The 18,463-nt window shown below is 70.5% G+C and carries 14 protein-coding genes and 2 tRNA genes; 8 read left to right on the forward strand and 8 right to left on the reverse strand.

The genetic code is table 11. The features are described 5' to 3' along the window. Positions 1–54 precede the first annotated feature (54 nt). A tRNA-Gly gene (locus G5B46_RS15980) sits at positions 55–128 on the reverse strand. 106 nt (positions 129–234) lie between these two features. After that, positions 235–318, reverse strand: a tRNA-Tyr gene (locus tag G5B46_RS15985). A 175-nt stretch (positions 319–493) separates the two neighbouring features. Here G5B46_RS15985 and rlmB point away from each other — a divergent pair. The 5 genes from rlmB (at position 494) to G5B46_RS16010 (ending at position 5,464) form a co-directional block, all read left to right on the forward strand. Then, the gene (rlmB, locus tag G5B46_RS15990) at positions 494–1,330 is read left to right on the forward strand and encodes a 23S rRNA (guanosine(2251)-2'-O)-methyltransferase RlmB (RefSeq protein ID WP_165260266.1); all 837 of its coding nucleotides are present in this window, start codon (positions 494–496) and stop codon (positions 1,328–1,330) included. Positions 1,331–1,421: 91 nt separating this feature from the next. Next, positions 1,422–3,005 carry a hypothetical protein gene (locus G5B46_RS24205; RefSeq protein ID WP_205691720.1) on the forward strand — a complete coding sequence of 528 codons (1,584 nt, stop codon included), beginning with the start codon at positions 1,422–1,424 and terminating at the stop codon, positions 3,003–3,005. 115 nt (positions 3,006–3,120) lie between these two features. Next, a complete protein-coding gene (locus G5B46_RS16000; RefSeq protein ID WP_165260268.1) occupies positions 3,121–3,849 on the forward strand; it encodes a TerC family protein in 729 nt (242 codons plus the stop codon). A gap of 4 nt (positions 3,850–3,853) precedes the next feature. Further along, complete coding sequence (locus G5B46_RS16005) at positions 3,854–4,237, forward strand: DUF423 domain-containing protein (protein WP_165260270.1); 384 nt, start codon at positions 3,854–3,856, stop codon at positions 4,235–4,237. Between the two features lie 78 nt (positions 4,238–4,315). Beyond that, a complete protein-coding gene (locus G5B46_RS16010) occupies positions 4,316–5,464 on the forward strand; it encodes a hypothetical protein (protein ID WP_165260272.1) in 1,149 nt (382 codons plus the stop codon). Between the two features lie 179 nt (positions 5,465–5,643). On the opposite strand, the gene G5B46_RS16015 is transcribed toward G5B46_RS16010, so the two are convergent. Continuing rightward, on the reverse strand, positions 5,644–6,858 hold the full coding sequence (locus tag G5B46_RS16015; protein WP_165260274.1) for a multidrug effflux MFS transporter: 1,215 nt from the start codon (positions 6,856–6,858) through the stop codon (positions 5,644–5,646). 105 nt (positions 6,859–6,963) lie between these two features. On the opposite strand from G5B46_RS16015, the gene G5B46_RS16020 reads away from it, so the two are divergent. Further along, positions 6,964–7,944 carry an alpha/beta hydrolase gene (locus tag G5B46_RS16020; protein WP_165260276.1) on the forward strand — a complete coding sequence of 327 codons (981 nt, stop codon included), beginning with the start codon at positions 6,964–6,966 and terminating at the stop codon, positions 7,942–7,944. A gap of 186 nt (positions 7,945–8,130) precedes the next feature. Here G5B46_RS16020 and G5B46_RS16025 read toward each other — a convergent pair whose 3' ends face one another. Beyond that, positions 8,131–10,383 carry a TonB-dependent receptor gene (locus tag G5B46_RS16025; protein WP_165260278.1) on the reverse strand — a complete coding sequence of 751 codons (2,253 nt, stop codon included), beginning with the start codon at positions 10,381–10,383 and terminating at the stop codon, positions 8,131–8,133. Between the two features lie 148 nt (positions 10,384–10,531). Here G5B46_RS16025 and G5B46_RS16030 point away from each other — a divergent pair, with 148 nt between their 5' ends. Then, positions 10,532–12,751, forward strand: coding sequence for a S9 family peptidase (locus G5B46_RS16030; protein WP_165260280.1), 2,220 nt, complete (start codon positions 10,532–10,534; stop codon positions 12,749–12,751). A 67-nt stretch (positions 12,752–12,818) separates the two neighbouring features. Further along, positions 12,819–14,450, forward strand: a complete 1,632-nt coding sequence (locus G5B46_RS16035) for an amidase (protein ID WP_165260282.1) — start codon at positions 12,819–12,821, stop codon at positions 14,448–14,450. Between the two features lie 325 nt (positions 14,451–14,775). Here G5B46_RS16035 and G5B46_RS16040 read toward each other — a convergent pair whose 3' ends face one another. From G5B46_RS16040 to G5B46_RS16055, 4 genes are read right to left on the reverse strand one after another with little or no spacing between them, the layout of a single operon-like run. Beyond that, positions 14,776–14,925 carry a hypothetical protein gene (locus tag G5B46_RS16040; RefSeq protein ID WP_165260284.1) on the reverse strand — a complete coding sequence of 50 codons (150 nt, stop codon included), beginning with the start codon at positions 14,923–14,925 and terminating at the stop codon, positions 14,776–14,778. Next, on the reverse strand, positions 14,919–15,410 hold the full coding sequence (locus G5B46_RS16045) for a hypothetical protein (protein ID WP_165260286.1): 492 nt from the start codon (positions 15,408–15,410) through the stop codon (positions 14,919–14,921). The genes G5B46_RS16040 and G5B46_RS16045 overlap by 7 nt, the downstream gene beginning before the upstream one ends. Continuing rightward, on the reverse strand, positions 15,407–16,828 hold the full coding sequence (locus G5B46_RS16050) for a hypothetical protein (RefSeq protein WP_165260288.1): 1,422 nt from the start codon (positions 16,826–16,828) through the stop codon (positions 15,407–15,409). The genes G5B46_RS16045 and G5B46_RS16050 overlap by 4 nt, the downstream gene beginning before the upstream one ends. Further along, a complete protein-coding gene (locus tag G5B46_RS16055) occupies positions 16,825–18,420 on the reverse strand; it encodes a tetratricopeptide repeat protein (RefSeq protein ID WP_165260290.1) in 1,596 nt (531 codons plus the stop codon). Before G5B46_RS16055 ends, G5B46_RS16050 begins: the two co-directional genes overlap by 4 nt. Between the last annotated feature and the right edge of the window lie 43 nt (positions 18,421–18,463).

The following is an 18,463-nucleotide window of genomic DNA, read 5'->3' on the forward strand; positions in this document are numbered from 1 at the left end:
GTCTCTACCTTCGCGCCGGCGGCTGATTGATTACGTCTAACTTTTCGGGGGAGCTGGAGCGGGTAGCGGGAATCGAACCCGCATCCTCAGCTTGGAAGGCTGCTGCACTACCATTGTGCTATACCCGCCCTGGTAAGCTAGACTTGGGCCTAGCTGTAACTGGCAGCGGGGTCGCGTCGGCTCCCGTCTCTTGGCTCGGGGGCCTCAAGCCCTCCTTCCGGTGTTCATCGCGCGTGGTGGGGGAAGAAGGACTCGAACCTTCGAAGCTTTCGCAGCGGATTTACAGTCCGCCCCCTTTGCCGCTCGGGACATTCCCCCACGGCGCGATGTGAACTACCGGAAGAGGCGGCCATATCTTCGATCTTCGCGGCCGTGTCAAACGGCTACTGTGGATCGAGGAACAAAAGCTCTTTGAGCAGGAACGGACTGTGCTTAAGCACCGCCGGACCGGCTCGCGGAACCTCGTGGCCCCCAAATCGGAGCGCGTCTTATAGTGTCCTCTCATTCTGAACGCAACGACCGTAGAAGGCCAAAAGCGCCAGAACGTGAAAATCGCTCCAAACCTCAGAAAACCAAGACCTTTTCCAAGCCGGCCGGCGACGACAAGGAATGGATCTGGGGGAATCACGCGGTCGAAGCGGCGCTTTCGAACCCCGCCAGGCCGCCCGCCAAGCGCCTTTTGGTGACGCCGGAGCGGGCCAAGCGACTCGCGCCGAATCTCCAGCGTCACCCCGCTCTGCAGATCCTGGAGACGGGCGACATCGCCAGGCTTCTACCGCAGGGCGCGGTGCACCAGGGCATCGCCATGAAGGTCGCCGAGCCCGAGCCGCTGTCGCTGGCCGAACTGGGCACGCCGGCCCAGGGCGTGATCGTCATGCTGGACCAGATCACCGACCCGCAGAACGTCGGCGCGATCTTCCGCTCGGCCGCCGCGTTCGGCGTGAAGGGCGCGGTGCTGCAGGACCGCCACGCCCCCGCCCTCTCCGGCGTGCTGGCCAAGACCGCCGTCGGCGCGGTCGACAAGGTGCCCTACGCGCGCGTGGTCAATCTTTCGCGGGCCCTCGAGGAACTGGCGGACCTGGGCTGGCGGGCCGTGGCCCTGGCCGGCGAGGCCGAGGCCAGCCTGGAAGAGGTGCTGGACGGCGGTCCGACCGTGCTGGTGCTGGGTTCGGAAGGCGAAGGCGTGCGCCGCCTGGTGGCCGAGCACTGCGACGCGATGGGAAAAATCCCCATGCCGGGCGGCTTCGAGAGCCTGAACGTGTCCGCCGCGGCGGCGATCGCGCTCTATGAAACGTCACGAGTTCGCCTGAAGGGGGAAATCGGTTCGTGAATCCCGATTAACCGTTTTGATTTCGTCGCAACGACGTGTTTTCCTCGCGGACGAGTACCTCCGCGAGCCTTGCCCGCGAAGGATTTGAAGCATGGGATCGGGGGACCCGATGTTGCAGATGAAGTTCCGGACGGCGGCCCTGGCCTCGTCCGCCGTTGTCGTGCTGGCGCTGGCGGGGTGCGGCGCCAAGCAGCCGGCCGACACGTCGTCGGCCTTGAACGAGCCGGCGCCGCCGCCGCCCGTCGAGAAATCCGAACTGCTGGGCGCGCCGCCGGCGACGGCCGAGGCCCCGCCGGCCGACGGCCTGCTGGGCGGTCCGATCGCCCAGCCCAAGCCGGTCGCGGTCACCAGCGGCGATTCGCGCCTGAAGACCTGGCGCCGGCCCGACGGCACGCTGGTCACCGCCATGCGCCCGATCGCCAATCCGCGTGAAGGCAAGCCGGCGGCCCGTCCGCATCCCAAGCCGCACCACGCCCGTCCGGCCCAGGTCGCCGCCGCGCGTCCCGCGCCGGTCGCGGCCAAGCCGGCTCCGATCGCAGCCAAGCCCGCGCCCAAGCCCGCCGTCGTCGCCGCCAAGCCGGCGCCGGTGAAGGCCGCGCCCGTCGCGCCGGCGCCCAAGGCCGTGGCCCAGGCCCCGGCGTTGAAGCCGGTCGCGCCGCCGGCCAAGCCGGAGAAGCTGGCCAAGGCCCCGACGCCCGTCGTCGTCCCGGCCGCGCCCGCCGCCGCCAAGCTGTCGCCCAAGGTCGAGAAGCTGCAGGCCGCCGTCGCCCCCGCCGCCACCAGCGGCGCGGTGCTGGCCACCGCCGAAAGCCTGAAGACCGGCAAGGAAGGCCAGGTCACCCTGTCGCTGCCGGCCACGCTGGGCGACATGATCAAGCAGCAGGCCGCCAAGCTGGGCATCGGCAAGCCGGCCAAGAAGGTCAGCGCCTATGCCGACCTCGAGGGCAAGGGCTACGAGATCACCCCGAACGGCCGCCAAACCGCGACCGTCAAGCCGGGCGAGCCGACCACCTTCGCCTGGCAGGTCAAGCCGACGCCCGAGGCCAACGGCCAGCTGACCACCTCGTTCGGCGCCTCGCTGGATGGCGCCAAGCCGGCCCAGCCGTTCTCGCTGGGCTCGATCAGCAAGCAGGTCGCCGCCGCGCCCGCGAAGGCCAAGGAAGCGGTCGAGGGCTTCAAGCTGCCGGCCTTCCTGGACACCCAGTACGAGGTGCCGGGGATCGGCAAGGTTCCGGGCAAGTCGCTGCTGGGCGCGGGCCTGGTTCTGCTGGCGCTGATCATCCTGGTGGCGATCTCGCGCAACGCGGCCAAGGCCAAGGAACGGGCCGAGCGTCGCCGCAAGTTCCGCACCCTGACCGACTACGGCCGCAACGAGCCGGAGTTCGACACGCCCAAGTCGCAGGACGTGGCCTATGTGAACCCGATGGTGGCCGCCGCCGGCGGCGCGATCGCCGGGGCCGCGGCCACGGCGATGTTCAACCACCACCAGGAAGCCAAGGCCGAGGAGGCCGCCGCCCAGGCGACCGAGCACGAGCCCTTCCCCGCTCCCGCCGACGACAGCCCGCAGGTGCAGCACGTCAGCGAACAGGCCCATGTCGAACCGGCGGCCGAACCGGTCGTCCATGCCGAGCCCGCCAGCGAGGAAACCCATCGCGAGCCCGAGCCGGTCCACTAGGATCGGCGCTTTCGACGGCTTCAGCGGCGCGTCCCCGACCGGGGCGCGCCGCTTTCGTTTCCGGCCCCTTTTTCCAACCCTTGCCAGGGCGCGCCGCCTGCCCCATTGAGACCGCATGCTCGAAACGCTCTTCACGCCCGACGGCCCCGCCGCCGCCTTCCTCCAGGTCCTGATGATCGACCTCGTCCTGGCCGGCGACAACGCCGTGGCCGTGGGCCTGGCCGCCGGCGGCCTGCCGGTGAAGGACCGCAAGAAGGTCATCCTCTACGGGCTGGGCGCGGCCGTGGTGCTGCGCATCGGTTTCGCGCTGATCACCACCTGGCTGCTGGGCGTGGTGGGCCTGCTGCTGGCCGGCGGCTTCCTGCTGTTGTGGGTGTGCTGGAAGATGTGGCGCGAGATGCGCGACCAGGCGCACCACGACGAGGCCGACGCGGCCGCCGTGCTCGACAGCGACCCGACCACCGAACCGCGCGCCAAGCCGGCCAAGAGCTTCAAGAGCGCCTTCCTGCAGGTGCTGATCGCCGACGTCTCGATGTCGCTGGACAACGTGCTGGCCGTGGCCGGCGCCGCCCGCGAGCACCCGGGCATCCTGGTGTTCGGCCTCTTGCTGTCGATCGCCCTGATGGGCCTGGCCGCCAACGCCATCGCCAAGCTGCTGCACAAGCACCGCTGGATCGGCTTCGTGGGCCTGGCCATCGTGCTGTACGTCGCCCTGCACATGATCTGGGAAGGCCACCGCAGCGTCGTCATGGACCTGCACAAGACCGAGCAATACAACGCCGCCGCGCCGAGCGTGATCGACATCAAGCCCGACGAAGTGACCCAGCACGAGAAGCACCGCTAGGCCCATGGCGAAGATCTGGACCCCGAAGCTGTACCTGCGCCTGGCCGCCCTCAGCGGCTTCGTCTCGGTGGCCGTCGGGGCCTTCGCCGCCCATGGCGTGCACGAGGCGCGTCCGGCCGAACTGCTGAAGACCGGCGCGCTCTACGAGATGACCCACGCGCTGGCGGTGTTCGCCGCCTTCGCCGTGGCGCGGGCGACGGGACGCTCCGGCGGCCTGGCCGCCGGCCTCTTCATGCTTGGGACGCTGGTGTTCTCGGGCACGCTGTACGCCATGGCCTTCGGCGGCCCGCGCATCCTGGGGGCGATCACGCCGATCGGCGGCGTGGCCTTCCTGGCCGGCTGGCTGGTCCTGGCCTGGAGCGCCGGCAAGGTCGCCGACCAGGCCTAGCCACGCTTGCAAAGGCGCGGATAGATCATTCTAAGTTGCACGAGGCGATGTGAACTCCACCCAGGGAGGACAGGCTTCATGCGACCGATCCGGACACTCCAGGGCTGCGCGGCCCTACTGCTGGCGTCGACCACGCTGACCACCCAGGCCTGTTCGCAGGCGGGGCCGGACCTTCAGCCCTACGACCAGGGCCGCTTCATTCCCTTCACACCCTGGGCGGCTGGACAGGCGCCGTTCGACGGCCCGCCGACCGTGTCGCTGCGGCTGGACGGCCCGCTGGGCGCCTATGCGCCGCCGCCGGTGGTGATGGACACCGGCTCGACCGGGGTGGTGATCTCGGCCGTCGACCTGCCCGGCTGGTCGGCCGACAAGGCCAAGGCCTATCCGCGCGGCTGGGAGTTCCTGAGCAGCAGCAAGCGGCTGTGGGTGGGCCACTGGGTCCCCACCAGCGTCGCCTTCGTCGACGCGGCGGGAGCGGAGCTGGCGCGGGCGCAGGTTCCGATCCTGGTGGTCGACATCGAACACGACTGCCCCGGCTACGACGTGAAGTCCTCGCCGGGGACCTGCGCGGCGCCCAAGGCCACGATCACCATGCCCAAGGGCATCGCCTATATGGGCGTCGGCTTCGGGCGCGAGGGCAACGGCCAGACGCAGGGCACGCCGCAGAAGAACCCGCTGCTGAACCTCGTGGCCATCGACGGCCGGCCCATCGCGCCGAAGACCTATCGGCGAGGCTACGTGGTGACCCAGGGCGGCGTGCACGTGGGCCTGACGCCGGCCAACACCGGCGGCTTCCGGTTCGTGAAGCTGGGCCAGCAGGGTCCCAACGGCGCCATGGACTGGCCGCAGGCGCCGATGCAGGTGGCGGCCGGCGGCCTGCCCGCCCAGCCCGGCGCGCTGCTGATCGATACCGGCATCCCGACCATGTACCTGGGCGTGGCCGATCCGGCCGCCCTGCAGACGCGGACGCAGACCAACAACAACGACAAGGCCCAGTCGACGGTGCTGACGGACGGCCAGACGGTGACCATCACCGTGCCCACCGCCCCGGCCACGACCCTGGCCTTCACGACAGGCCAGGGCGACGCGATCGCGCCGACCCAGGTGCTGGTCAATTCGCCGATGCCGACGGCGTTCGTGAACACCGGCCGTCACGCGCTGCGCCATGTCGATGTGCTGTTCGACGCCGACGGCGGCTGGTTCGGGCTGCGGCCGACTGGGCCTTAGAACCCCTAAGCCGTCATCCCGGGCGTAGGTCCGCGAAGCGGGCCGCAGACCCGGGACCCAGGGGCCGGCGCAATGCGTCGGCCGTCGCCGGGTGGAGGATCCAGGCGCTGCGCCCAGTCCCCTGGGTCCCGGCTCTTCGCTTCGCTACGGCCGGGATGACGGCGGATTTGGGGCTAGGCCTAAGCCGCCGCCTTCTTCGGCACGGCCAGCAGGAAGATCGCCAGGCTGGAGCCGACCAGGCAGGCGAACATCACGATCGCCACCGGGCGCGGGGTGCCGTCGTGCAGCAGGCCGCCGGCCCAGGCGGCCACGGCGCCGGCGCCGAACGAGGTGCCGCCCATCAGGGCCGAGATCGAGCCGGCCCGGCGCGGGTCGACGCTGAGCGCGCCGGCCATGGTGTTGCCCGACATCAGGCCGTAGGTCGACAGCGCCAGGAACAGGACCGGCAGCACGGTCCACTCGCCGCCCAGGCCCGTCCAGGCGAAGAAACTCAGCACCAGGGCCAGGGTCGTGGAGGCCAGGCTCGCGCGGGTCAGCACCTCGTCGGGCTTGAAGCGGCGCAGCAGCAGGCGGTTGACCTGGCTGGCGCCGATGATGCCCACGGCGTTCGCCGCGAAGACGATGTTGAAGACCAGCGGCGAGTGGCCGTAGGTGCCCATCACCAGGTCGGGCGAGGTCGAGATGTAGGTGAACAGCACCGAGCCGTTCAGGGCGCCTGCGATGCCGTAGCCCAGGAGGCGCTTTTCGCGCAGCAGCAGGGCGAAGGCGCGCAGCGGGTTCTCGGCCCGGGCCTGGGCGGCGGTCTCTTCGGAGCGCGACTCCTTGAGGCCCAGCAGCACCCACAGGCCGATGGCCAGGCCGAACAAGGCCATCACCCCGAACACCGCCCGCCAGCCGGCCAGGGCGAAGATCAGGCCGCCCAGCTGCGGCGCCAGCACCGGCGCCAGGCCCATGATCAGGGTCATCAGCGACAGCACCCGGGCCGTCTCGGCATGGTCGAAGCGATCGCGCACCACCGCGCGGGCCACCACCGCCCCGGCGCAGCCGCCCAGGGCCTGGACGAAGCGGGCGCCCAGCAGCACCTCGATGTTCGGCGCGAGCGCGCAGGTCACCGAGGCGACGGTGTAGATGACCACGCCCAGCAGGATCGGCGCGCGCCGGCCCAGGCGGTCGGACGCCGGGCCGTAGAGGAACTGGCCGATGGCCATGCCGGCGAAGAAGGTCGCCAGGGTCAGCTGGACCTGCTCGGGACCCGCCTTCAGCGTCTGGCCGATGGCCGGGAAGCTGGACAGGTACATGTCGATCGACATCGGCGCGAAGGCCGTCAGCGCCCCCAAAAGCAGGACGAGCCGCCAGGGCGTGGCGGAGGGGGAAGCGGAAGCGGCGGAAGTCATGGGCGCCTTCTACTCCCGTCCGCCGCGACGGAAACCCTTTATCGCTTGCCCGGTCGATCACGCCCCCGCAATCTGACCAGCGATAACATAACAAGGGAGACGCCGATGGCCGCCGCGCAGACCTGGCCGCAGCCGCAGTTCGCCGACATCAACGGCTTGCGGATGGCCTATTACGAGGCCGGACCGCGCCAGGGCGTTCCCATCGTCTTCTCCCACGGCTTTCCCGAACTGGCCTATTCGTGGCGACATCAGGTCGCAGCCCTCGCGCAGGCCGGTTACTGGGTGATCGCCCCCGACCAGCGCGGCTACGGCCTGACGGGCAAGCCCGCCGCCGTCACCGACTACGACATGGAGCACCTGACGGGCGACCTTGTCGGCCTGCTCGATCACCTGGGCGTGGAGAAGGCGATCTTCTGCGGCCACGACTGGGGCGGCATCATCGTCTGGGCCATGCCGCTGCTGCATCCGGATCGCGTGGCCGGGATCATCGGGCTGAACACCCCGTTCGTGCCGCGCCTGCCGATCGACCCCATCGAGATGTTCAAGGCCGCCTACGGGCCGGACATGTACATCGTGCACTTCCAGACGCCCGGCGCGGCCGACGCCCTGTTCGCCCAGGACGTCGACAAGACCATGCGCTTCTTCATGCGCCTGCCCGGCGACAGCGTGGTCGGCTTCTCCTCGCGCCCGGCCGAGCGCCGCTCGCTGGCCCTGCAACTGGCGCTGGAGCACTACGATCCGGCGACCGACGACAAGCAGTTCCTCAGCGACGAGGAGCGGGGCGTCTATGTGGAGGCGTTCGAGGCGGGCGGCTTCACCGGACCGATCAACTGGTACCGCAACTTCACCCGCAACTGGGAACGGTCCGAGCCCCTGCCCCGCCGCATCGACGGCGTCCCCTGCCTGATGATCATGGCCGAGCACGACGTGGTGCTGCCGCCGAGCCTGGCCGACCGCATGGGCGACCAGATCGACGACCTGGAGAAAGTGCTCATCGAGGGCAGCGGCCACTGGACCCAGCAGGAAAAGCCCGCCGAGGTGAACGCGGCGATCATCGACTGGCTGGGGCGGCGGTTTGGGAAGTAAAGCCACCTTCACGTCGTCATCCCGGGTCTGCGGAGCGCGAAAGCGCTCCGCAGACCCGGGACCCAGGGGCCGCCCGCGCGGGGGTGTCGGCCGCCGCCAACGGTCGCCGATGCATTACGGCGGCCCCTGGGTCCCGGCTCTCCGCTTCGCTGCGGCCGGGATGACGAAGATTGTGCGTGGTTGGTTCTAGAACCGCGCCCGGAGCCCCACGCGCGCCGCCCGGCCCGCCATCGGCGCGCGGTAGCGCAGGAACGAGTTGTGGGCCCGGGCCTCCTCGTCGAGCAGGTTGGTCGCGTCGACGAAGGCTTCCCACCTGGCGCCGCGGGCTTCGAAACCGTAGGCGGCATGGGCGTCGACCAGGGTGTAGGCCGCCGTAGGCGCCTCGCTCTTGGCGACCCGGTCCTGTTTCTCGTAGCGGACGGCGCCCAGGCTGGCGCTCCAGACGCCCCGCGACCACGATACGTCGCCCCCGAAGCGTGAGACCGGCATGCGCGGCAGGTAGTCGCCGTCGAGGTTGCGGCGGAAATACTCCTTGTCCCACTCGGCCGTGGTCTTGGACGAAGTGAAGGGGCTGTAGCCGTCCGGCAGGGTGAAGCGGGGCTTACTGCGCACCCGATCGACGAAGCCGCCGAGCACGACGTCGCCGACGGCCGTGCCGCGGAAGGCCACCGAGCCCTCGATCTCCAGCCCCTCGATCCGGGTGTCGCCCTGGCGCCATTCGCGCACCGGCAGGGTTCGCGAGACCCCGGTGTTCCCCAGATAGAGATAGTTGTCGTAGTCGGTGCGATAGGCCGCCGCCGTCAGGCGATAGCGGCCGCGCTGGAAGCCCGCGCCCAGCTCGGCGGTCTTGGCCCGCTCGACCTTCAGGCGGGCGTCGCCCTGCTCTTCGGTGAGGATGCCGAAGTGGTCGCCGTTGGCGTAGAGCTCGATCAGCGACGGCGCGCGCTCGGTCTCGTCGTAGCGGGCCTCGACGAACAGGCCCTCGATCACGTCGTAGCGCACGGAGCCCGACAGGTCGGTGGTGGAATAGTCGCGATCCTTGGCCAGCGAGCCCAGGCCACGACCCGGACGGATGGTGGCCTCGTCGACGTCGTAGCGCGTGCGGCCCGCGCGGGCGCCGGCCTTCACGGTCAGGGCGCGCCAGGCGAACTGCTCGGTCCAGTAGACGGCGTCCTCGCGGGTGGCGACCGACGGCAGGTAGGCCTTGGCGCCGTCGGTGGCGAGGTCGCGCTGGCTGGCCTGCACGCCGACCAGGCCCGTGAAGCCCGCAAAGGGCTTGTGGGTCACGTCGATGCGCAGGTCGTCGGCCGTGGTGCGAAGGCGGGTGTGGGGCTGGCCATCGATCACCTCGCGATCGTCGCCTTCGGTGCGGGCCAGGGCGAAGTCGATCCGCGCCACGCCCAGGGCGTCGGGCGTCAGGCCGCCCTTGACGTCGAACCGCGTCGAGCGAACCTGCAGGGCGATCGGCGACGGCTGCGGATGGCTGGAGGTGATGTAGGCGAAGCCCGGCACGCCATAGTCGCTGACATAGCGCTGCACAGACGCGCCGAAATAGCCGTCGGCGGTGATCCGGCTGGCGCCCAGCGTGGCGACCTTCGTCGTCAGGCCGCTGTTGGACAGCCGCCCCTCCGCGCCGGGATAGCGGTCGGTGATCACCTGGCGCTCGGGCGGGGTGGCGTCGACCCAGAGGCCGGTGGCCGGGTCGCGCACCCAGGTCGGATTGGACAGACGCACCTGGCACAGGGTCTGGGCGTAGACGTTGGACACCAGCGTCTTCCAGGTGCGGCAGGCCGCATCCTTGGAGCCGCCGGGAATGCGCAGGTCGGGAACGTCGCGATAGAGGGCGTCGAAATGCCAGGCCCACTCGCCCTGGCCCCCGTCGAGCCTGGCCATGGCGGCCGAGCCGGTGTTGTAGCCGCCGCTGATCTCGGCCCGGCCCGAGAAGGCCTGAGCCGGAACGCTGGCGGGGATACGGCCGTCGCTCACATCGACCGCGCCGCCGACCGCCTGGCCGCCGTTCAGCACCGAAGCCGGGCCCTTGGACACGACGATGCGGTCGGCCAGGAACGGCTCGATCGGGGCGGCGTGATCGCCCGACAGGGTCGAGGCGTCGCGCGAGGGCATGCCGTTGACCAGCAGCGCCACGCGCGGCCCCGACTGGCCGCGGATTTCGGGACGTCCGGCCGCGGGGCCGAAGGCGCTGTTCTGCACGCCCGGGGTCTTGGCCAGGGTCTCGCCCAGGCTCGCGGCGCGCAAGCGGGCCAGCGTCTCGCCGGCCAGAACCGAGCGCGAGGCGGTCAGGACGGGGCCGAGCTCGCCCTGGACGCCCTCGACGAGGACGGGCTGCACGGCGGTGGGGGTCTCGCCTCCTTCCTCGGCATGGGCGGGGACGGCCGCGAGCGGCAGGAGCGAGGCGAAGGCGAGCAGAAATCTACGCAAGGGGGCACGCTGTCCGGGAAGGAAATGACGAAGGGGGACGCGGCAAGTCGGCGAGACCGATCCACGATGCGTATTTCCGTTATGTTATATTGTAACGATTCTCAAGCGGAGCTTGGCAACGCACGTGCGGGGCTCTAGCGTCCGCGCCATGATCCGTCCCTCGCTCATGGCCCTCTCGGCCTGTCTCGCCCTGGCCTCTCCCGTGATGGCCGAAAAACTCACCCCCGAGCGCCTGTTCTCCGATCCGGACATCAACGGGCCGACCGCCAAGGGCGTGGCGCTGTCGCCGGACGGCAAGCGGGTGACCTACCTGAAGGCCAAGGCCGAGGCCGCCAACGTGCAGGACCTGTGGGCGGTGGACGTGAAAGGCGGCGAGCCCTACCGGCTGATCGACGCCAACGCGCTGTCGTCGGGCGACAAGGCGCTGTCGGAAGCCGAGATCGCCCGTCGCGAGCGCGCCCGGGTGCTGGCCCGCGGCGTCGTCGAATACAGCTGGGACAGCGAGGGCCGCTTCGTGCTCGTGCCGCTGGACGGCGACCTCTATGTCGACAGCGTCGCCGACGGCAAGGTGACCCGCCTGACCCAGACCCCGGGCGACGAGGTCGACGCCAAGGTCTCGCCCAAGGGCAGGTTCGTCTCCTATGTCCGCGACCAGAACCTCTATGTGCGCCCGCTGGCCGGCGGCGAGGAGACGGCGGTGACGACCGAGGGCAAGGGCGCCCTGTCGTTCGGCGTGGCCGAGTTCATCGCCCAGGAGGAGATGGACCGCGACACCGGCTACTGGTGGTCGCCGGACGAGCGCCTGATCGCCTATACCCGCGTCGACGAGAGCGGCGTCGACATCGTGCCGCGCGCCGACATCGGCCCGTCGGGCGCGACCGTGATCGACCAGCGCTATCCCCGCGCCGGCCGCCCGAACGCCGTCGTCGACCTGTTCGTCAAGGACCTGGCCTCGGGCAAGGTGGTGCAGATCGACCTGGGCGCCGACAAGGACATCTACCTGGCCCGCGTGGCCTGGTCGAAGGACGGCAAGACCCTCTACGTCCAGCGCCAGAGCCGCGACCAGAAGACCCTCGACCTGATCGCCTTCGATCCGGCCAAGGGCTCGGGCAAGACCATCCTGACCGAGACCGACCCGCACTGGGTGGAGCTGCACGACGACTTCCGCCCGCTGAAGGACGGCTCGTTCCTGTGGTCGTCGGAGAAGTCGGGGAACAAGCACCTCTATCACTACGCCGCCGACGGCAAGCTGCTGGCGCAGGTGACCAAGGGCGACTGGCCGGTCGACAAGATCGAGGCCGTCGACGAGGTCGACGAAAAGCGCGGCCTGGTGTTCTTCAGCGCCTCGATCGACACGCCGATCGAGCGCCGGCTCTATTCGGTCTCCTACATCAAGCCCGCCGCGCCCAAGGCCCTGACCTCGGCCGGCGGCTGGTGGACCACGAAGGTCGCCGCCAACGGCGCCTTCGTCGGCACGTACTCGGACCCGAAGACCCCGCCACAGACGGCGCTCTACGACACCGCCGGCAAGCGCGTGCGCTGGATCGAGGAGAACAGGCTCGACGCCGCCCACCCCTACGCGCCCTACGCCGCCGACCACCTGGTTCCGGAGTTCGGCACGCTGAAGGCCGCCGACGGCCAGGTGCTGCACTACTCGCTGCTGAAGCCGGCGAACTTCGACGCGGCCAAGAAGTATCCGGTGATCGTCTCGGTGTATGGCGGCCCTCACGCCCAGCGCGTGACCAAGAGCTGGGGCGTCAACGACGAGGCCTTCGCCAACGCCGGCTACGTGGTGTTCAAGCTGGACAACCGCGGCTCGTCCAACCGCTCGACGGCGTTCAAGACGGCGCTGGACCGCCGCATGGGCACGGTCGAGGTCGAGGACCAGTTCGTCGGCGCGGCCTTCCTGAAGACCCTGCCCTATGTCGACCCCGAACGCCTGGGCGTGATGGGCTGGTCGTACGGCGGCTTCATGACCCTGATGATGCTGACCGCCGAGGGCACGCCCTTCAAGGCCGGCGTCTCGGGCGCGCCGCCGACCGAGTGGGGCCTCTACGACACCCACTACACCGAGCAGTTCATGGGCAAGCCCGACGAGAACAAGGCCGGCTATGCGGCCTCGGACTTCCTGGGCCGCGTCGACAAGCTCAAGCCCGGCAGCCTGATGCTGATCCACGGCATGGCCGACGACAACGTGATCTTCGAAAACAGCACCCGCGTGCTGGCGGCGCTGCAGAAGAAGGGCATCGCCTTCGAGACCATGCTCTATCCGGGCGAGCGCCACAGCGTCATCCGCAGCCGCTCCAAGGGCCTGCACGTGATGAAGACGCACCTCGACTTCTTCGACCGCAAGCTCAAGGGCGAGTGATCGATCAGCGGCCCCGACTTCACGGTCGGGGCCGTTTCTACATGTGACAGGGGGACGGATCGTGGGGATGAAGCGTCTGTTGCTGGCCGGCGGGGCCGCCTTGCTGCTGGCCGGGCCGGCCCTGGCCTCGCCGGAGGCGGCAAGGCCGCAGACGCCGGCCGAGTTCCTCGCCTCGCTTTCCAAGGACGCCGAGGACGAGGTCGCGCACGTCGCCTTCGTCGGCCCGCAGATGAGCCTCGCCGACGAACAGGCGCTGCAGGCCTCCGGCGAGCTGACCGCCGAGGACGCCGTGCTGGGCCGCCTGACCGTGCAGCACTACTTCGGCAACCGGACCAACGCCGTGCTGGCCTTCAATCCCGACGCCCTGAAGATCGCCCGCGCCCTCGACGCCGAGCGCAAGACAGGCAAGACGCGCGGCCCGCTGCACGGCCTGCCGATCCTGATCAAGGACAATATCGAGACCGCCGACCCGATGGCCACCACCGCCGGGTCGCTGGCGCTGAAGGACAACGTCACCGGCCGCGACGCCCCGCTGGTCGCCCGGCTGCGCGCGGCCGGCATGGTGGTGCTGGGCAAGGCCAACTTGTCGGAATGGGCCAACATCCGCTCGTCGCGCTCGACCAGCGGCTGGAGCGCCGTGGGCGGCCTGACCCGCAACCCCTACGCGCTGGACCGCAGCGCCTGCGGCTCATCCAGCGGTTCGGGCGCGGCGGTGGCGTCGGGCCTGGCGACGGCGGCGATCGGCACCGAGACCGACGGCTCGATCACCTGCCCCGCCGCCATGAACGGCCTGGTGGGCCTGAAACCGACCGTGGGCCTCGTCTCGCGCACCCATGTCGTGCCGATCAGCCACAGCCAGGACACGGCCGGTCCGATGACCACCACGGTGCGCGACGCGGCCCTGCTGCTGACCGCCATGGCCGGCTCGGATCCCGCCGATCCGGCGACCGCCGAGGCCGACGCCCGCAAGAGCGACTACGCCGCGGGCCTGTCGAAGACGTCGCTGAAGGGCGTCACCCTGGCGGTGGCGCGGTTCTACACCGGGGATTCCCCCAGGACCGACGCCGTGTTCGAGCAGGCGCTGAAGGACCTGGCGGCCCAGGGCGCCAAGCTGGTCGAGGTGAAGGCCTTCGACGAGGGCCCGGTCGGCAAGGCCGAGGGCCTGGTGCTGTTCACCGAGTTCAAGGCCGACATCGCCGCCTACCTGGCCTCGACCGACCCGAAGAAGGTTCAGACCCGCACCCTGGCCGACCTGATCGCCTTCAACGCCGCCACGCCGGAGGAACTGCGCTGGTTCGGCCAGGAGACCTTCGAGCGGGCGCAAGCGACCAAGGGCCTGGATGATCCCGACTACCTGAAGGCCAAGGCCGACGCCAAGCGCCTGGCGGGGCCGGAAGGCATCGACCGGATCCTCAAGGAAACCGGCGCGGTCGCCATCGTCGCCCCGACCACCGGGCCGGCCTGGACAATCGATCCAGTCAACGGCGACCACTACGGCGCCTCGGCCACCACCCTGCCCGCCGTGGCCGGCTATCCGCACCTGACCGTGCCCATGGGCCAGGTCGAGGGCCTGCCGGTGGGGCTGTCGTTCATCGGCCCGGCCTGGAGCGAAGCCCGCCTGCTGAGCCTGGGCTACGCCTACGAACAGGCGACGATGCGCAGGCGGCCGCCGGAGATGAAGGCGACGGTGGGGCCTTAGAAGAAACCCTCTCTCTTTGAGAGAGGGAGGGGCCCATGGCGCAGCCATGGGAGGGTGAGAGGTGACAAACTCACCGAATAGACAACCTCAACCACCCCAGGTCGTCATCCCGGCCGAAGGTCCGCGAAGCGGACTGTAGAGCCGGGACCCAGGGATCACCGCACTGCGCCCGCCCCTGGGTCCCGGATAAGCCCTTCGGGCTTTCCGGGATGACGAAAGATTTGATCTTCGAGGCCGCGCACCATCCGGCCAGCGGTGAAACCTCTCACCCTCCCACCGCTTCGCGGCGGGCCCCTCCCTCTCTCTTTGAGAGAGGGTTTTCTGATCACACCTTCGGGCGGATCGCCTCGATCGGCGGGGGCGGCGGCGTGACTTGCGAGGGATGCGGCGGCGGGGGCGGACGGTGGCCGTGCGGCGTGGCGCAGGCGGTCAGGACCACGGCGGCGAGGCCCAGCAGCGAAAGCCGGCTCAGCATCCGCGCGCGCCGGGGAAGATGCCCAGGCTGCCGCGGAAGCAGCGGTGCTCGCCGCGCGGATCCCAGTATTCGGTCGTGCCGTCAGAGCGCTTGATCGCCCAGCGCTCGCCGGTCTGGCCGTCGCGGCCGACCACGGCGATGTCGCCCGGCCCACGCGAGGTCACCGCGTAGCCGTCGCCGGTCAGGGCGTCGGAGGCGCAGGCCTCGGTCACGCCCGGCTTGGACAGGTCGCCCCGCATCCCCGCCGACGAGCCGGTGCGCTGGTTGAAGGCCGACACCTCGGTCCCGCCCTGGCCGCTGACGAACACCTGGGTGCCGCTGGCGCGGTCATAGGTCATGACGTCGGGGGCCTGGCCGGTCAGGGGCGCGCCGCAGGGGCCGCCGCGACCGCCCGGTCCGGGCCGCTTGCCGGCCGTCGGCTGGGCCTGGACCGCGCTGGCGACGAGCGACAGGGCCAGGACGCTGGATGCGAACAGGCGGATCATCGCGGACCTCCTTGCGGGCGGGTGGGCGTGCCGGTGGACGGACCAACCGGACCGCCGGCGGCGGCCGAGGCCTCGTAGGGATCGGCGGGACCGCCGGCCAGGGCGCCCGATGGCGGTCCCGACAGCACCGCCACCGCGCCGGCCGGCCAGTAGCTGTCGTAGTCGACGCGGGCCCGGTCGCGCGGCGTGCGGAACAGCTCCGGCGCCTCGAACCACGGACGGCAGGTCAGCGCGCCGTCGAAATAGCCGGTGACCAGGGCCTCGCAACCGCCCGGATGGGCGAAGACCCGGTTGTCGCGGGCGCGGATCTGGGCCCCGCTGTCGGCGAACAGCCCCGCCCGCATCACCCCGGCGATGGCGTTGTCCGAGGCGTAGACCACGCCCGAGGCGGCGTAGATGCCGACGTCGGCGGCTTCGAGCCGGCCGTCCAGCACGCGCAGGTCGGCGCCTTCCAGCACCACCGCCCAGTCGCTGTCGCGCACGACGGGGCGCTGCAGGGTGGTTTCGCCGCCGCTGATGTAGATGCCGCGCGAGAAGCCGTCGGTCGACAGGCCGTCGATCTGCACCAGCTGGTCGCGGTTGACGCCGGTCAACACGAAGCCGGCCGAGTTGCGGGTGCGCGAGGAGCCGCTCCAGTCGCCCAGGCGCACCACACGAATGTCGCGCAGGCGGCTGTCGCGACCGGTCTCGACGGCCATGCCGATGGCGGTGGCGGCCACGTCGATGTCCTGGGCCTGCAGGCTGCCCGACAGCTTGACCACCGGCGCGCGGGTGCGGCCGACGAAGGCCGTTTCGATCATCTCCACCCGGCTGTCGGCGACGTCGATGGCCGAGGCCTCGCCGTCATAGCGCACGACCACGCCCTTCAAGGCCAGCTCGGTGGCGCGGCCCACGATGCAGGAGGCCGAACCGCCGCGCGAGGCTTCCAGGCCCAGGTTCTGCAGCACCACGAAGGCCACGCCCGGGGCGATGCGGATGCAGGGCTGGTCGGCCGGCGCGATCAGGATCGGCCGGGTGCGCGAGGGGCTGTAGTCACGGGCGGTGATCACCACCGAGCGGGTGACGCTGAGCGACTCCAGGCAGGCTCCGCCGTTGCGCGAGACCAGGGTCAGGGTGTCGCCGTCATAGAGGCGCGACAGCACCTCGTTCACCTCGCCCGGATAGGCGACGTCGCAATCGACCACCGTGCGGTACGGCGCATAGCCGCCGCCGGGATAGTAGGGCCGGCGCGGCGGCTTGCGCTTGACCGGCCGGCGCACGCCGCAGCCCTTCGACAGGTTGGGTTCGAGCAGCAGGCCGAAACACGGGCGGATCTGCTGGTCGACCTTGGCGTCGGGCGAGGCCACGGCGACCTGCGGCGCGGCGCCCGCCAGGCCCAGGACGACGAGAGCCGCCGCGAAGGGTGCGAGGCGCTTCATCGATAGTCCCTTTCAGCATCGGGGCGGGCGGCGTCCCCGCGAGGGGTGTTGATGGGCGTAGCCTCGACCGGGCCGGCGCTGGTCGGGGCCACATAGGCCCGCGCCGCATAGGGCTGGGGCCGCTCGCCCGGGCCGCGCGGCGGGCGCGAGACCTGGGCCAGCAACTGCTGCAGCCGCCAGGCCGACGGCTTGAAGCCGGCCAGGGCCGCGTCCAGCTGGTAGACCACCGCCTTGGCCCGGTCCTGGTCGGCCACGCCCTGCAGGCCCAGCGAGAAGAAGGTCGACATGGCGTACTTGGCCTCGGGCGAACCCTGGCGCTCGGCCTCCTCGTACCAGTGATAGGCCCGGGCGTAGTCGCGCGGCACGCCGACGCCCTCGGAGTACATCACCGCAAGAACGAGCTGGGCCTTGGACGAGCCGTTGACGGCCGCGTACTGCACCGCCCTCACCTTCTCGATCGGCGTCAGGCGGCCGGTCGTGGGTCGGCCGATCGAGGCCTGGAAGGTCTGGGCGTCATTGAGCGACAGCAGCCGCTCGTCGAGCAGCGGCGCGGGGATGATCCTAAGGTACGACAGCGCCTCGCCGATGTGCACGAACGGCAGTTCGTGCAGGCGGGCCAACGCGGCTTCCTTGGCCTCGCCGGCCGGATCGCTCTCGTCGGAATGGGGCACGCCGGAATCGGGCGAATCCGGCGGATAGAACTCGTAGGGCGGGATCCAGCGCTTGGCCTTGGTCTCGACGAAGCCGCCGTACGAGGCCCGCTGCGGCGAGGAGCGCTCGAAGTCCTTGAGCATCACATAGGCCGACACGTCGCCCGTCTGCACCGCCAGGTAGTTGTAGAGATAGGCGTCGATGTCGTTGCGGCGGAACAGGTCCAGCGCCGCCGGCGCGCCGATGCGCTTGCGGTCGCCATAAGCCTCGACGGCCTGCAGGTTGTCGGACGGCTCGCCATAGGGCCCGAAATAGCCGTCGTGCATCCGCGCCAGGGTGCGATAGCCGTCGGCCCCCTGCGTCGACAGGATGTAGATCACCCGGTTCCTGACCTCTTCGCGCTCCTCGGTCGACATCCGCGACAGCTGGCGGTCGAGCGCGCCATAGGCGGCGTGGCGCTCGAAGGCGCGGCAGTCGTCGAAGCGCGACAGCGCCTTGCCCGGCTTGCCGCGCGGCTCGTAGGCGGCGATCGGCGCGTAGCCGGACGGATTGGCCAGGGCCATGGCGTACCAGGCGGCCGCCTCGACCGGATCGTCGAGGTTCTTGTCGCTGGTCCGCTGGCCCTCGTAGCGGCGGGCCAGCTCCAGCTGGGCGAAGAAGTCGCCGCGGAACCCGCCCTGGCGCAGGTTGCGGATCTCGATCTGCTGCTGGTTGAACTGGCCCGAGGCGCCCTGCGCCGCCTGCGGGCGCGGACAGGCCGTCGCCCGCTTGGCGAACAGCTGCGGCGCGGAGAAGTCGCAGCCGAACAACGGCAGCACGGCCACCGCCGCCACCGCGCCCAGCGGAACCCGGCGGATCAGACGACGCCTGTTTTCGAGGAGATGGGCGCCCGCGCGCCTCAGCCTGCGGAGGAGCGCAACAGCATCGCCGGCCTCGTGCATCGCTCCCCCTCCCGCACGCCGTTAACCATGATCGGAGAGTCGT

The organism is Caulobacter sp. 602-2 (genome assembly GCF_011043625.1).
Lineage (GTDB): Bacteria > Pseudomonadota > Alphaproteobacteria > Caulobacterales > Caulobacteraceae > Caulobacter.

What these genes read in the sequence shown, in the direction of transcription:
- G5B46_RS24205 (WP_205691720.1), top strand. Translation starts at nt 1,422, where the DNA reads ATGGGATCGGGGGACCCGATGTTGCAGATGAAGTTCCGGACGGCGGCC.
- G5B46_RS16000 (WP_165260268.1), top strand. Translation starts at nt 3,121, where the DNA reads ATGCTCGAAACGCTCTTCACGCCCGACGGCCCCGCCGCCGCCTTCCTC.
- G5B46_RS16005 (WP_165260270.1), top strand. Translation starts at nt 3,854, where the DNA reads ATGGCGAAGATCTGGACCCCGAAGCTGTACCTGCGCCTGGCCGCCCTC.
- G5B46_RS16010 (WP_165260272.1), top strand. Translation starts at nt 4,316, where the DNA reads ATGCGACCGATCCGGACACTCCAGGGCTGCGCGGCCCTACTGCTGGCG.
- G5B46_RS16015 (WP_165260274.1), bottom strand. Translation starts at nt 6,858, where the DNA reads ATGACTTCCGCCGCTTCCGCTTCCCCCTCCGCCACGCCCTGGCGGCTC.
- G5B46_RS16020 (WP_165260276.1), top strand. Translation starts at nt 6,964, where the DNA reads ATGGCCGCCGCGCAGACCTGGCCGCAGCCGCAGTTCGCCGACATCAAC.
- G5B46_RS16030 (WP_165260280.1), top strand. Translation starts at nt 10,532, where the DNA reads ATGATCCGTCCCTCGCTCATGGCCCTCTCGGCCTGTCTCGCCCTGGCC.
- G5B46_RS16035 (WP_165260282.1), top strand. Translation starts at nt 12,819, where the DNA reads ATGAAGCGTCTGTTGCTGGCCGGCGGGGCCGCCTTGCTGCTGGCCGGG.
- G5B46_RS16040 (WP_165260284.1), bottom strand. Translation starts at nt 14,925, where the DNA reads ATGCTGAGCCGGCTTTCGCTGCTGGGCCTCGCCGCCGTGGTCCTGACC.
- G5B46_RS16045 (WP_165260286.1), bottom strand. Translation starts at nt 15,410, where the DNA reads ATGATCCGCCTGTTCGCATCCAGCGTCCTGGCCCTGTCGCTCGTCGCC.
- G5B46_RS16050 (WP_165260288.1), bottom strand. Translation starts at nt 16,828, where the DNA reads ATGAAGCGCCTCGCACCCTTCGCGGCGGCTCTCGTCGTCCTGGGCCTG.
- G5B46_RS16055 (WP_165260290.1), bottom strand. Translation starts at nt 18,420, where the DNA reads ATGCACGAGGCCGGCGATGCTGTTGCGCTCCTCCGCAGGCTGAGGCGC.